General features: G+C 46.3%; 14 protein-coding genes. All 14 read left to right on the forward strand.

The annotated features are described in order from the left end of the window. Positions 1-418: 418 nt before the first annotated feature. Positions 419-2,314 carry a tRNA uridine-5-carboxymethylaminomethyl(34) synthesis enzyme MnmG gene (gene mnmG / locus ACVA6Q_RS21425; protein ID WP_353497478.1) on the forward strand — a complete coding sequence of 632 codons (1,896 nt, stop codon included), beginning with the start codon at positions 419-421 and terminating at the stop codon, positions 2,312-2,314. Then, complete coding sequence (gene rsmG / locus ACVA6Q_RS21430) at positions 2,311-2,943, forward strand: 16S rRNA (guanine(527)-N(7))-methyltransferase RsmG (protein WP_446648883.1); 633 nt, start codon at positions 2,311-2,313, stop codon at positions 2,941-2,943. Before mnmG ends, rsmG begins: the two co-directional genes overlap by 4 nt. A 13-nt stretch (positions 2,944-2,956) precedes the next feature. After that, positions 2,957-3,730, forward strand: coding sequence for a ParA family protein (locus ACVA6Q_RS21435; RefSeq protein WP_042502439.1), 774 nt, complete (start codon positions 2,957-2,959; stop codon positions 3,728-3,730). 22 nt (positions 3,731-3,752) lie between these two features. Next, complete coding sequence (locus ACVA6Q_RS21440) at positions 3,753-4,634, forward strand: ParB/RepB/Spo0J family partition protein (protein WP_446648884.1); 882 nt, start codon at positions 3,753-3,755, stop codon at positions 4,632-4,634. Between the two features lie 190 nt (positions 4,635-4,824). After that, complete coding sequence (locus ACVA6Q_RS21445; protein ID WP_042502436.1) at positions 4,825-5,214, forward strand: F0F1 ATP synthase subunit I; 390 nt, start codon at positions 4,825-4,827, stop codon at positions 5,212-5,214. Between the two features lie 8 nt (positions 5,215-5,222). Then, positions 5,223-6,026 (forward strand): F0F1 ATP synthase subunit A, encoded by an 804-nt coding sequence (gene atpB / locus ACVA6Q_RS21450; RefSeq protein ID WP_353497482.1) that lies wholly within the window; start codon positions 5,223-5,225, stop codon positions 6,024-6,026. 57 nt (positions 6,027-6,083) lie between these two features. Further along, positions 6,084-6,338 carry a F0F1 ATP synthase subunit C gene (gene atpE / locus ACVA6Q_RS21455; RefSeq protein ID WP_006073065.1) on the forward strand — a complete coding sequence of 85 codons (255 nt, stop codon included), beginning with the start codon at positions 6,084-6,086 and terminating at the stop codon, positions 6,336-6,338. An 82-nt stretch (positions 6,339-6,420) separates the two neighbouring features. Beyond that, positions 6,421-6,891 carry a F0F1 ATP synthase subunit B gene (gene atpF / locus ACVA6Q_RS21460; protein WP_112460760.1) on the forward strand — a complete coding sequence of 157 codons (471 nt, stop codon included), beginning with the start codon at positions 6,421-6,423 and terminating at the stop codon, positions 6,889-6,891. Positions 6,892-6,905: 14 nt separating this feature from the next. After that, complete coding sequence (gene atpH, locus ACVA6Q_RS21465; protein WP_353497483.1) at positions 6,906-7,439, forward strand: F0F1 ATP synthase subunit delta; 534 nt, start codon at positions 6,906-6,908, stop codon at positions 7,437-7,439. A 13-nt stretch (positions 7,440-7,452) separates the two neighbouring features. Further along, a complete protein-coding gene (gene atpA, locus ACVA6Q_RS21470) occupies positions 7,453-8,994 on the forward strand; it encodes a F0F1 ATP synthase subunit alpha (RefSeq protein ID WP_353497484.1) in 1,542 nt (513 codons plus the stop codon). 41 nt (positions 8,995-9,035) lie between these two features. After that, the gene (gene atpG / locus ACVA6Q_RS21475; RefSeq protein WP_042478116.1) at positions 9,036-9,902 is read left to right on the forward strand and encodes a F0F1 ATP synthase subunit gamma; all 867 of its coding nucleotides are present in this window, start codon (positions 9,036-9,038) and stop codon (positions 9,900-9,902) included. A 35-nt stretch (positions 9,903-9,937) separates the two neighbouring features. Next, on the forward strand, positions 9,938-11,341 hold the full coding sequence (gene atpD, locus ACVA6Q_RS21480; RefSeq protein WP_063604564.1) for a F0F1 ATP synthase subunit beta: 1,404 nt from the start codon (positions 9,938-9,940) through the stop codon (positions 11,339-11,341). Between the two features lie 18 nt (positions 11,342-11,359). After that, positions 11,360-11,782 (forward strand): F0F1 ATP synthase subunit epsilon, encoded by a 423-nt coding sequence (locus ACVA6Q_RS21485; protein ID WP_042478114.1) that lies wholly within the window; start codon positions 11,360-11,362, stop codon positions 11,780-11,782. Between the two features lie 153 nt (positions 11,783-11,935). After that, positions 11,936-13,297 (forward strand): bifunctional UDP-N-acetylglucosamine diphosphorylase/glucosamine-1-phosphate N-acetyltransferase GlmU, encoded by a 1,362-nt coding sequence (glmU, locus tag ACVA6Q_RS21490; RefSeq protein ID WP_418641827.1) that lies wholly within the window; start codon positions 11,936-11,938, stop codon positions 13,295-13,297. Positions 13,298-13,312 lie beyond the last annotated feature (15 nt).

The following is a 13,312-nucleotide window of genomic DNA, read 5'->3' on the forward strand; positions in this document are numbered from 1 at the left end:
AACTTTTTCTACTAAACCAAATCCAATTGCGCACTATTTGACCTATCCGTCTGTGGATAAAACATGATCTTTCCGGTGAAAAACCTATATTTATCCAAAGAACAAGTTTTGATCCCCCACTCCATTGTGTATAACATGCCGTTTTGATCCCAGCTAATACAGCCCCAGATCAACGCTAGATCACAGCAATCGATCTCAAAAAGATCCATGGTATTGTTGATCATTTTTGAGTTATCCACAGAGATCGTGGATCCTAATAATAGATCTAATAAAAGATCATATATATAGATCTTATCTTTATATTCTTATTTCTTAGATCCAAAATGTTTTAAAAGCGATTTTCTCAATACCAGAAAAGCGGTAGAATACCGCTCCTTTTGGTTTGTCTATTTTATCGATTGAATACTGAGGTCGGTTCATGCTTTATCACGAAACATTTGACGTCATCGTTGTAGGTGGCGGACATGCAGGAACGGAAGCCGCACTCGCATCTGCTCGCACTGGGCAAAAAACACTTCTGTTAACGCACAACATTGATACGTTGGGCCAGATGTCATGCAACCCAGCAATTGGTGGCATTGGTAAAGGCCACTTGGTTAAGGAAGTCGATGCTATGGGTGGTCTAATGGCAGAAGCCATCGATCATGCTGGTATTCAGTTCCGTACGCTCAATGCGTCTAAGGGCCCTGCTGTTCGTGCAACTCGCGCACAAGCAGATCGTGCGCTTTACAAAGCGTATGTTCGTCATGCTCTTGAAAACACGCCAAATCTAACACTATTCCAACAGTCTGTGGATGACTTGATCGTAGAACAAGATCAAGTACGCGGTGTCGTCACCGAGATGGGACTTAAGTTCCACGCGCAGTCTGTCGTTCTCACCGTTGGTACCTTCTTAGGTGGTAAGATCCACATCGGTATGGAAAGCTCATCTGGTGGACGTATGGGCGATCAGCCTTCGATTGCGCTTGCTCGTCGTCTTCGTGAGCTGCCATTTAGAGTGGATCGTTTGAAAACAGGTACGCCTCCACGCATCGATGCTCGCAGTGTGAACTTTTCTGAACTTGAAGTACAACATGGTGATAACCCAACCCCTGTATTTTCATTCATGGGTCAACGCACTCAGCATCCAACGCAGATCCCATGCTTCATTACGCATACCAATGAAAGCACTCATGAAGTGATCCGCAACAACCTCGATCGCAGTCCAATGTATGCGGGAGTGATCGAAGGTATTGGTCCGCGCTATTGCCCATCGATTGAAGACAAAGTGATGCGTTTTGCCGATAAGAACAGCCACCAGATCTTTATCGAGCCTGAAGGTTTGACGACTCATGAGCTGTATCCGAACGGTATTTCAACTAGCTTGCCGTTTGATGTTCAGGTGCAAATTGTTCGTTCGATGAAAGGCTTCGAAAATGCGCATATCGTTCGTCCTGGCTACGCCATTGAGTACGATTTCTTCGATCCGCGCGATTTGAAGCAAACCTACGAAACCAAATTTATCTCCGGTTTGTTCTTTGCTGGACAAATCAACGGCACAACAGGTTATGAGGAAGCTGCGGCGCAAGGTCTAATGGCGGGTCTGAATGCAAGCTTGTACTCACAAGGCAAAGAGGGCTGGAGCCCACGCCGTGACCAAGCTTACATGGGCGTTCTGATTGATGACCTATCAACGATGGGCACCAAAGAGCCGTACCGTATGTTTACCTCTCGCGCGGAATACCGTCTGTTGCTGCGTGAAGACAATGCCGATATTCGTCTGACCGAAAAAGCACATGAGCTTGGTTTGATTAATGAACAACGTTGGAGCCGTTTCAACGAGAAAGTGGATAATATGGCCAAAGAGCGCCAGCGCCTGAAAGAGACATGGATTAATCCAAAATCTGAAGGGGTTGATGCATTGAATACTTTGTTAAAAACGCCGATTTCCCGTGAAGCGAGTGGTGAAGATCTTTTACGTCGCCCAGAGCTAACGTATTCACAACTGACGGCGCTTGATATGTTTGCTCCGGCTCTTGAAGACAGCCAAGCGAGCGAGCAAGTTGAGATCCAAGTGAAATACGAAGGTTACATCCAGAGACAGCAAGACGAGATCGAGAAATCGCTGCGTCACGAAAATACTAAGATCCCCGCGGATCTTGATTACCGTGATGTTAAAGGGCTCTCTAATGAGGTGGTGGCGAAGCTTACTGAAGCTAAACCGGAAACGATCGGTATTGCGTCGCGTATTTCAGGTATTACGCCAGCTGCGATCTCAATCCTGTTGGTTTATTTGAAGAAACAAGGCGTGCTTAAAAAAGGTGAAGCTGCGTGAGCAACTTAAGAGTAAAACTTGATCAACTTATTGCAGAGACCTCATTAGAGGTCTCTGAACTTCAACGTGAACAGCTTGTCGGTTACGTTCAGCTTCTTGACAAGTGGAACAAAGCTTACAACTTGACCTCGGTTCGTCACCCTGAAGAGATGTTAGTGAAACATATTCTTGATAGCATCATCGTTGGTGAGCATCTTGAGGGTGAGCGTTTTATCGATGTCGGCACTGGCCCTGGATTACCAGGTGTTCCGCTGGCTATCATGCATCCAACTAAGTCATTCACTCTGCTTGATAGCCTTGGCAAGCGAATTCGTTTCATTAAGCAGGTTGCGCACGAACTGAAGATTAAAAATGTCAGTCCAGTCCAATCTCGAGTGGAAGAATTTGACGCGGGAGAAGGCTTTGATGGAGTATTGAGTCGTGCATTTGCGTCGATGACAGACATGGTGAACTGGTGTGAACATTTACCAAAACCTGAGTCTGGTCGCTTTTATGCTTTAAAGGGTCAACTCCATGATCAGGAGATCACTGAGCTGCCGTCGTGGTGTTCTGTGATCGAAATCAAACCTTTGCAAGTTCCTGAGTTGGAAGGTGACCGTCATCTTGTAATCTTATCCAAGAAGGGATAACGGAGAGCTTGTCGTGGGAAAAATTGTCGCTATCGCGAATCAGAAAGGTGGGGTTGGAAAGACGACCACTTGTATTAACTTAGCTGCCTCGATGGCGGCGACAAAGCGTAAAGTGTTGGTGATTGACCTCGATCCACAAGGCAATGCGACAATGGCCAGTGGGGTCGATAAGTATCAAGTTGAAACAACTGCTTACGATTTACTGGTTGATGAGCTACCTTTTGAGCAAGTGGTGTGCACTGATACCTCTGGCCAATTTGACCTAATTGCAGCGAACGGGGACGTAACTGCTGCAGAAATCAAGCTTATGGAGGTGTTTGCGCGCGAAGTTCGTTTGAAACATGCGTTAACGCCAATCCGTGATAACTATGATTTCATCTTTATCGATTGTCCTCCCTCTTTGAACCTACTTACAATTAACGCGATGGCTGCAGCAGACTCTGTGCTTGTGCCGATGCAATGTGAGTATTTTGCTCTGGAAGGTCTAACCGCACTGATGGATACCATCAGTAAGCTGGCGGCTGTGGTCAACGAAAACCTTAAAATTGAAGGTTTGCTTCGTACCATGTATGACCCAAGAAACCGTCTAGCCAACGAAGTTTCAGAGCAATTGAAAAAACACTTCGGCGACAAAGTCTACCGAACCGTTATCCCTAGGAACGTACGCCTCGCAGAGGCACCAAGCCATGGCAAACCAGCGATGTACTATGACAAGTACTCCGCCGGGGCAAAAGCGTATTTAGCGTTGGCTGGTGAGATGCTACGACGAGAAGAAGTAACGGCTTAACGCTCTTAAGGAAAAAGATTCGATGTCTAAACGTGGTTTAGGGAAAGGACTAGACGCCCTGTTGTCGACTAGTTCGCTTGCACGAGAAAAGCAGCAGGTGGCAACTCAAAGTCAGACGCTATCCAGTGATGGACAGCTTACTGAACTGTCAATTAACAGCCTTCGTCCAGGCATTTATCAGCCAAGAAAAGATATGGCGCCTGAAGCTCTGGAAGAACTGGCTGCATCCATCCAATCTCAAGGAATTATCCAACCGATTGTTGTACGAAATGTCGGACACGATCAGTTTGAGATCATCGCCGGTGAGCGCCGTTGGCGTGCCGCGCGACAAGCGGGATTAAAAATGGTCCCTTGCTTGATAAAAAATGTCCAAGATCGCGCGGCGGTAGCCATGGCGTTGATCGAGAACATTCAACGTGAAGATCTCAATGCGATCGAGGAAGCTCAAGCGCTTGAACGTTTGCAAGATGAGTTTGAACTTACCCACCAGCAGGTCGCGGATGTGATTGGTAAGTCACGAACCGCAGTCAGTAACCTGTTGAGGCTAAACCAGCTTGAAGCACCAGTGAAAAAACTGGTGGAGAGCAAACAGATCGACATGGGTCATGCGCGTGCGCTACTTGCGCTAGAGGGGGATGTGCAGTGCGAAATCGCACAAGCCGTTGCCAAGAAGCAGCTCACCGTGCGACAGACCGAAGACTTAGTGAAAAAGTGCTTAAAACCGAACTCTTCTGAGAAAAAACAGTCAGAAGACCGTGATGCACAAGAAATTTCGCTACGTTTGAGTGAAAAACTCGGCGCGAAAGTGTCTTTGGTAAGAAACGCGAGTGGAAAAGCCAAGGTAACGATAAGTCTTGATGAACCTCACAAATTGAAGCAACTTATTGCCAAGCTTGAGAGCTAAATGAGATAATTGACCTACATCAATTATTTATAAATGCAATTTATGTGCGAAAGTTATGGTTTTGTGAATGAAAGTGTATCTTTTTGATACGCTTTGATTGCAATAACTTTGGTAGAAAGTATAATTTTCGCCAATCTCCCAGCACAGTAGTTATTAGGTGCAAAGTGGATAGAACTAAAGGTAAGAATACATGGTAGCGGCATTAGCTAAACCAGGGCGGGCGCTTGCAAAGCGTTTGTTACTGATACAGGCCAGTGCGGTTACGTTAGTGGCTGTTGGGATGACAGTGGCTGTAAATGCTGAGTGGGGAATTTCAGCGCTCATTGGTGGTGGCAGTTTTGTTATCGCGAATGCTGTTTTTGCGTTGTGCGCATTTCTGTTTAGTGGGGCTCGGGCAGCGAAAAAAGTTGCCGCGTCTTTCTATGCGGGTGTTGCCCTGAAAATCCTTATTATTGCCTCCCTATTCTCAATAGCTTACATGTATATTCAGGTGGAAGTGATTCCCTTGAATCTCACATTTTTACTGGTTGTCTTAATTAACCTTATGGCTCCAGTAATTTTCGTTAACAACAAAAAATAGGATGAGTTATGGCTGCGCCAGGTGAAGCGCTAACATCGGCCGGATACATTTCTCACCACTTGACTAACCTTTCTTTGGGAAGTTTAGGTTTAGTGGAGGAGACAAGTTTCTGGAACGTACATATCGATAGCCTGTTTTTTTCTGTGTTCACTGGTTTAATATTCCTTGGAGTATTTCGTTCAGTAGCTAAGAAAGCAACAGCTGGTGTGCCAGGCAAGCTGCAGTGTTTTGTTGAAATGATTGTGGAATTCGTTGACGAAAACGTCAAAGAAACCTTTCATGGACGCAATGCGCTAATCGCGCCTTTAGCACTAACTATCTTCTGTTGGGTATTTTTAATGAACGTCATGGACCTTGTGCCAATTGACTTTCTACCTTATCCAGCAGAGCAGATGGGTATCCCTTATTTGAAAGTGGTTCCTTCTGCTGATGTCAATATCACCATGGCTATGGCGCTAGGTGTTTTTGCTCTGATGATCTACTACAGCATCAAAGTAAAAGGTCTAGTGGGCTTTACAAAAGAGTTGACTCTACACCCATTTAATAACCCAATCATGATTCCATTTAACATGCTTATTGAGGTTGTGTCTTTGCTTTCAAAGCCACTATCACTCGGTATGCGTCTATTCGGTAACATGTTTGCGGGTGAGGTGGTCTTCATCCTTTGTGCGGCAATGCTGCCATGGTATTTACAATGGATGGGCTCACTACCATGGGCGATATTCCATATTCTAGTTATTTTGATTCAGGCCTTCGTATTTATGATGCTAACGATTGTTTATCTATCGATGGCTCACGAAGACAATCACTAATATTAACGCGTTTTATTTAGGCAAATTTTAGCCAACAACTATAAATTGGAGATAGTAATGGAAACTTTACTGAGCTTTTCTGCAATCGCCGTAGGTATCATCATTGGTATGGCTGCATTCGGTACTGCGATCGGTTTTGGTCTTTTGGGTGGTAAATTCCTAGAGGGTGCTGCTCGTCAACCTGAAATGGCTCCGATGCTTCAAGTTAAGATGTTCATCATCGCTGGTCTACTTGATGCGGTTCCTATGATTGGTGTTGTTATCGCACTTCTATTCACATTCGCGAACCCATTCGTTGGTCAGCTAGGTTAATCAGTATTTTCTCCGACAAGTTTTGGACTTGTCACCTGATTAAACTTTAGCTCGTCAATGAATCTTTAGAGGGGTAGCTGTTGTGAATATGAACGCAACTCTGCTAGGTCAAGCAATCTCATTCGCAATGTTTGTGTGGTTCTGCATGAAATATGTATGGCCGCCAATCATGAATGCGATTGAAGAGCGTCAGAAAAAAATTGCTGACGGTTTGTCAGCGGCTGAACGCGCTGCAAAAGACTTGGATCTAGCACAAGCCAACGCTTCTGATCAATTGAAAGAAGCGAAGCGCACTGCAACCGAGGTTATTGAGCAAGCAAACAAGCGTAAAGCACAGATTATCGATGAAGCTCGTGAGGAAGCTTTGGCAGAACGTCAAAACATCCTAAAGCAAGCTGAAGCGGAAATCGAAGCGGAACGTAACCGTGCTCGTGATGACCTGCGCAAACAGGTTGCAACTCTGGCTGTAGCTGGTGCTGAGAAGATTCTTGAGCGTAGTATCGATAAAGATGCGCAAAAAGATATTCTCGACAATATTACTGCGAAACTTTAAAGCGAGGGGCGCATATGTCTGAATTGACTACAATCGCACGCCCCTATGCTAAAGCAGCATTTGACTTTGCGGTGGAAAAACAAGCGCTAGACCAGTGGGTCGAAATGCTAACGTTTGCCGCTGCAATCGCTAAGAACGATGAAATTGCAGACCTGATCTCAGGCTCTGTAACAGCGACGCGAGTGGCTGAAATTTTCAACGCAATTGGTGGTGAACAGTTTGATGAATTTGGTCAGAACCTGGTTAAGGTAATGGCTGAAAATGGTCGACTAGTGGCGTTGCCTTATGTGTTAGTTGAGTTTCTAGAACTTAAAAAAGAGCTAGAAAAGCAAGTAGATGTAGATGTTATTTCTGCATCTGAACTAACTGAAGAGCAACGTACTGAGATCAGCAACAAACTTGAAAAGCGTCTTGAACGCAAAGTTAAGCTGAATTGCAGTGTAGATGAGACCCTACTTGGTGGGGTTATTATTCGAGCCGGAGATCTTGTAATTGATAACTCAGCACGTGGTCGTTTGAACCGCCTGAGTGAAGCAATGCAGTCTTGATGGGGATTGGAGCATGCAACTTAATTCCACAGAAATTAGCGACCTAATCAAGCAGCGTATCGAATCTTTCGATGTTGTGAGTGAAGCTCGTAATGAAGGTACTATCGTATCGGTAAGCGATGGTATCATTCGCATTCACGGCCTAGCGGACGTGATGCAAGGTGAAATGATTGAATTACCGGGTGGCCGTTATGCACTAGCACTTAACCTTGAGCGTGACTCGGTTGGTGCGGTAGTAATGGGCCCTTATGCCAACCTTAAGGAAGGCATGAAAGTAACAGGTACTGGTCGTATTCTTGAAGTGCCAGTTGGTCCAGAAATGCTTGGTCGTGTTGTAAACACGCTAGGTGAGCCAATCGATGGCAAAGGTCCAATTGAAGCTAAGCTTACGTCACCAGTCGAAATGATTGCACCTGGTGTAATCGACCGTAAATCGGTTGATCAGCCAGTACAAACTGGTTATAAGTCAGTTGACTCAATGATCCCAATCGGTCGTGGTCAGCGTGAGCTTATCATCGGTGACCGTCAGATCGGTAAAACCGCGATGGCGATCGATGCAATCATCAACCAGAAAGACTCTGGTATCTTCTCAATCTACGTAGCGATTGGCCAAAAGGCTTCTACTATCGCAAACGTAGTACGTAAACTGGAAGAACACGGTGCACTTGCAAACACTATCGTAGTGGTTGCTTCTGCTTCTGAATCTGCTGCACTGCAATATCTTGCGCCATACTCTGGTTGTGCAATGGGTGAATACTTCCGTGACCGTGGTGAAGATGCTCTGATTGTTTATGATGACCTATCTAAGCAAGCGGTAGCTTATCGTCAGATCTCTCTACTACTTAAACGTCCACCAGGCCGTGAGGCATTCCCAGGTGACGTATTCTACCTTCACTCACGTCTACTAGAGCGTGCAGCTCGTGTAAACGAAGAGTACGTAGAGCGTTTCACTAATGGTGAAGTGAAAGGTAAGACGGGTTCTTTGACTGCTCTTCCTATCATCGAAACTCAAGCGGGTGACGTATCTGCATTCGTACCTACGAACGTAATCTCGATTACCGATGGTCAGATCTTCCTACAAACTGAAGCCTTCAACGCGGGTGTACGCCCAGCTGTTGACCCAGGTATCTCAGTATCTCGTGTAGGTGGTTCAGCACAGACTAAGATCATTAAGAAGCTATCTGGCGGTATCCGTACTGCACTAGCGGCTTATCGTGAACTAGCGGCATTCGCACAGTTCTCATCTGACCTAGATGAAGCAACTAAGCGTCAGCTAAGCCACGGTCAAAAAGTTACAGAGCTAATGAAGCAGAAGCAATACGCTCCTATGTCTGTATTTGACCAAGCGCTAGTTATCTTTGCTGTTGAGCGCGGCTACCTAGATGATGTTGAAATCAACAAGATTCTAGACTTCGAAGCAGCGCTTCTATCGTATGCTCACAGTCAATATGCTGATCTTGCTAAAGAGATCAACACTACGGGTGCTTACAACGACGATATCGAAGCTCAGCTTAAGAAACTGACTGACGATTTCAAAGCAACTCAGACTTGGTAATTGGTGGGTGACCTTCTGGTCACCACTTATGGAGAGTAACGATGGCCGGCGCAAAAGAGATACGTAATAAAATCGGTAGTGTGAAAAGCACTCAGAAAATTACGAAAGCGATGGAAATGGTAGCAGCTTCGAAAATGCGTCGTTCGCAAGACGCGCGTGAAGCTTCTCGTCCATACGCTGAAACTATGCGTAAAGTGATCGGTCATTTGGCTAACGCAAACCTAGAGTACCAACATCCGTACCTAGAAGAGCGTGAAGCCAAGCGTGTTGGTTATGTCATTATTTCTACCGACCGTGGTCTTTGTGGCGGCTTGAACATTAACTTGTTCAAAAAAGCTGTCCTAGAGATGCAGGATTGGAAACAAAAAGGTGCTGAAGTTGAGCTGGCTGTGATTGGCTCAAAAGCAACGGCATTCTTTAACAACAGCGGTGCTAAAGTAGCGGCACAGGTGTCTGGTCTGGGTGATGAGCCTAGTCTTGAAGACCTAATCGGTACTGTAGGCGTCATGCTGAAGAAATATGACGAAGGCGAATTGGATCGCCTGTACGTAGTGTATAACCACTTTGTGAACACTATGATTCAGGAACCAACGATCGATCAATTGCTACCTCTGCCTAAATCTGACAGTGACGAGATGCAGCGCGAACATTCATGGGGCTACATTTATGAGCCTGAGCCAAAACCACTACTAGACGCACTATTGCTTCGTTATATCGAATCTCAAGTGTATCAAGGTGTGGTAGAGAACCTTGCTTGTGAGCAAGCGGCTCGAATGATTGCAATGAAAGCTGCAACGGACAATGCGACCAACCTGATTGATGATCTAGAGCTTGTGTACAACAAGGCGCGTCAAGCGGCTATCACACAAGAACTATCAGAAATCGTTGGCGGCGCAGCTGCGGTTTAAGCTTAGGTAAAACGAAATAGATTAGAGGATTAACGATGGCTACAGGTAAGATCGTACAGATCATCGGTGCGGTAGTCGACGTAGAGTTCCCACAGAGCGACGTACCAAGTGTATACGATGCTCTAAACGTAACGGACTCTAAAGAGCGTCTTGTTCTTGAAGTTCAACAACAGCTAGGCGGTGGCGTAGTTCGTTGTATCGTAATGGGTAGCTCTGATGGTTTACGTCGTGGCGTAACAGTAGAGAACACAGGCGCGCCAATCTCAGTACCAGTAGGTACTAAGACTCTTGGTCGTATCATGAATGTACTTGGTGATGCGATTGACGAGTGTGGTGAGATCGGTGCAGAAGAAAGCTATGCGATTCACCGTGAAGCGCCAAGCTACGAAGAGCAATCTAACGAAGTCGCTCTTCTAGAAACGGGTGTTAAAGTAATCGACTTGGTTTGTCCATTCGCTAAGGGTGGTAAAATCGGTCTATTCGGTGGTGCAGGTGTAGGTAAGACCGTTAACATGATGGAGCTTATCAACAACATCGCACTACAACACTCAGGCCTATCCGTATTTGCGGGTGTAGGTGAGCGTACTCGTGAAGGTAACGATTTCTACTTTGAGATGCAGGAAGCAGGCGTTGTAAACGTTGAAAACCCTGAAGAATCAAAAGTAGCAATGGTTTACGGTCAGATGAACGAGCCACCAGGTAACCGTCTACGTGTTGCTCTGACTGGTCTAACAATGGCAGAACGTTTCCGTGACGAAGGTCGTGACGTACTACTGTTCGTTGATAACATCTACCGTTACACACTTGCAGGTACAGAGGTATCGGCACTTCTAGGTCGTATGCCATCTGCGGTAGGTTACCAGCCAACTCTTGCAGAAGAGATGGGTGTACTACAGGAGCGTATCACGTCAACTAAGACTGGTTCTATCACGTCTGTACAGGCGGTATACGTACCAGCGGATGACTTGACTGACCCGTCTCCAGCAACAACGTTCGCGCACTTGGATGCAACGGTTGTACTTAACCGTAACATCGCTGCTATGGGTCTATACCCAGCGATTGACCCACTAGATTCAACATCTCGTATGCTTGATCCTCTAGTTGTTGGTCAAGAGCACTACGAGGTTGCTCGTGGTGTGCAGCAAACACTGCAGCGTTATAAAGAGCTGAAAGACATCATCGCGATCCTAGGTATGGACGAGCTATCTGAAGAAGATAAGCAAGTTGTATCTCGTGCTCGTAAGATTGAGCGTTTCCTAACTCAGCCTTACCACGTAGCGGAAGTATTTACTGGCGACCCTGGCATCTACGTACCTCTTAAAGAGACTCTACGTGGCTTCAAAGGTCTACTAGCTGGTGACTACGATGACATTCCAGAGCAAGCGTTCATGTACTGCGGTACTATCGACGATGCTATCGAGAATGCTAAGAAGCTATAAGGCTAAATAGGAGGCGATATGGCAGCAATAACCTTTCACCTAGACGTAGTAAGCGCGGAGAAAAAGCTTTTCTCTGGTCGCGTAGAAACGTTCCAGGTGTCCGGTAGCGAAGGTGAACTTGGTATTTTCCATGGTCACACACCGCTGCTGACCGCTATTCAGCCTGGTATGGTGCGTATCGTTAAACAGCACGGCCACGAAGAGTTCATTTATGTCTCTGGTGGTATTGTAGAAGTTCAGCCTGGTACAGCGACTGTACTGGCTGATACGGCTATCCGTGGTGAAGAACTAGACGCAGCGAAGGCAGAAGAAGCCAAGCGCAAAGCTGAAGAATCTATTTCTAATCAGCATGGCGACATGGACTTCGCGCAAGCGGCCAGTGAACTGGCTAAAGCCATTGCTCAGCTTCGAGTAATCGAACTGACAAAAAAACGTCGTTAATCTAGCTCGATTAGATTGACCGCGATGAGAAAGGCGACCGTTAGGTCGCCTTTTTGCTTATTTTTTATCGCAAATTTGCTTATCAACATTAACTCTTGTGCTATTCACAGCTAAAATAATGACAGTTTTTTTAACGTCAATGGTTTGATAATAATGAAGTTCAGTGCAGTTGTACTCGCCGCGGGAAAGGGAACCCGCATGTATTCCAATAAACCGAAAGTCTTGCATACCCTAGCGGGTAAGCCGATGGTGAAACATGTCATCGATACTTGTGAAGGTTTGGGATCTCAAAACATCCACCTGGTGTATGGTCATGGTGGCGACTTAATGAAATCGGCTCTCGAGCAAGAAACCGTCAACTGGGTTCTGCAGGCAGACCAACTGGGTACGGGTCACGCAGTTGACCAAGCATCATCTTATCTAGCCGATGACGAGAAAGTACTGGTGCTATACGGTGACGTCCCACTGATTTCAGAACAAACCATTGAAAACCTATTAGATGCGCAGCCAACAGGCGGTATTGCACTGCTTACTGTCGTGCTGGATAACCCAATGGGTTATGGCCGCATTGTGCGTAAGAATGGCCCGGTAGTGGCTATCGTCGAGCAAAAAGACGCCACCGAAGAGCAGAAGCTGATTAAAGAGATCAACACAGGTGTAATGGTTGCAACGGGTGGCGATCTTAAGCGCTGGCTATCAGGCCTTAGCAACGATAATGCACAGGGCGAGTACTACCTAACAGACGTGATTGCAGCAGCACACGATGAAGGTCGTGCAGTTGAAGCGGTGCACCCAGCGAATCCAATTGAGGTTGAAGGCGTCAACGACCGCGCTCAGTTAGCGCGTCTAGAGCGTGCATTCCAATCGATGCAAGCACAGAAGCTGCTAGAGCAGGGCGTTATGCTGCGTGACCCAGCTCGCTTTGACCTGCGTGGTCAGTTGCAGTGTGGTATGGACGTAGAAATTGACACTAACGTCATCATCGAAGGTAGCGTAACGCTAGGTGATAACGTGGTGATTGGCACTGGCTGTGTGCTGAAAGACTGTGAAATCGATGACAACACCATTGTGCGCCCTTACAGTGTGATTGAAGGTGCGACCGTTGGTGAGAAATGTACCGTAGGTCCATTCACTCGCCTGCGCCCTGGTGCAGATATGCGCAATGACTCTCACGTGGGTAACTTCGTTGAGGTGAAAAATGCACGCCTAGGTGAAGGCTCTAAAGCGAACCACCTTACTTATCTTGGCGATGCTGAGATCGGTCAGCGCACTAACGTTGGGGCGGGTGTGATCACCTGTAACTACGATGGCGCGAATAAGTTTAAGACCATTATCGGAAACGATGTGTTTGTTGGCTCAGACAGCCAGTTAGTCGCACCCGTGACGATTGCTGATGGTGCAACGATTGGTGCGGGTACAACCCTAACCAAAGACGTAGCTGAAGGTGAGTTAGTGATCACTCGCGCCAAAGAGCGCAAGATCACAGGCTGGCAGCGTCCAGTAAAGAAAAAGTAATGACGATTACACTCT

It is taken from the genome of Vibrio sp. DNB22_10_4 (assembly GCF_052879755.1).

Excerpts from the sequence above, each read along its gene's own strand:
- mnmG (WP_353497478.1), top strand. The coding sequence starts at position 419 with ATGCTTTATCACGAAACATTTGACGTCATCGTTGTAGGTGGCGGACAT.
- ACVA6Q_RS21440 (WP_446648884.1), top strand. The coding sequence starts at position 3,753 with ATGTCTAAACGTGGTTTAGGGAAAGGACTAGACGCCCTGTTGTCGACT.
- ACVA6Q_RS21445 (WP_042502436.1), top strand. The coding sequence starts at position 4,825 with ATGGTAGCGGCATTAGCTAAACCAGGGCGGGCGCTTGCAAAGCGTTTG.
- atpB (WP_353497482.1), top strand. The coding sequence starts at position 5,223 with ATGGCTGCGCCAGGTGAAGCGCTAACATCGGCCGGATACATTTCTCAC.
- atpE (WP_006073065.1), top strand. The coding sequence starts at position 6,084 with ATGGAAACTTTACTGAGCTTTTCTGCAATCGCCGTAGGTATCATCATT.
- atpH (WP_353497483.1), top strand. The coding sequence starts at position 6,906 with ATGTCTGAATTGACTACAATCGCACGCCCCTATGCTAAAGCAGCATTT.
- atpA (WP_353497484.1), top strand. The coding sequence starts at position 7,453 with ATGCAACTTAATTCCACAGAAATTAGCGACCTAATCAAGCAGCGTATC.
- atpG (WP_042478116.1), top strand. The coding sequence starts at position 9,036 with ATGGCCGGCGCAAAAGAGATACGTAATAAAATCGGTAGTGTGAAAAGC.
- atpD (WP_063604564.1), top strand. The coding sequence starts at position 9,938 with ATGGCTACAGGTAAGATCGTACAGATCATCGGTGCGGTAGTCGACGTA.
- ACVA6Q_RS21485 (WP_042478114.1), top strand. The coding sequence starts at position 11,360 with ATGGCAGCAATAACCTTTCACCTAGACGTAGTAAGCGCGGAGAAAAAG.
- glmU (WP_418641827.1), top strand. The coding sequence starts at position 11,936 with ATGAAGTTCAGTGCAGTTGTACTCGCCGCGGGAAAGGGAACCCGCATG.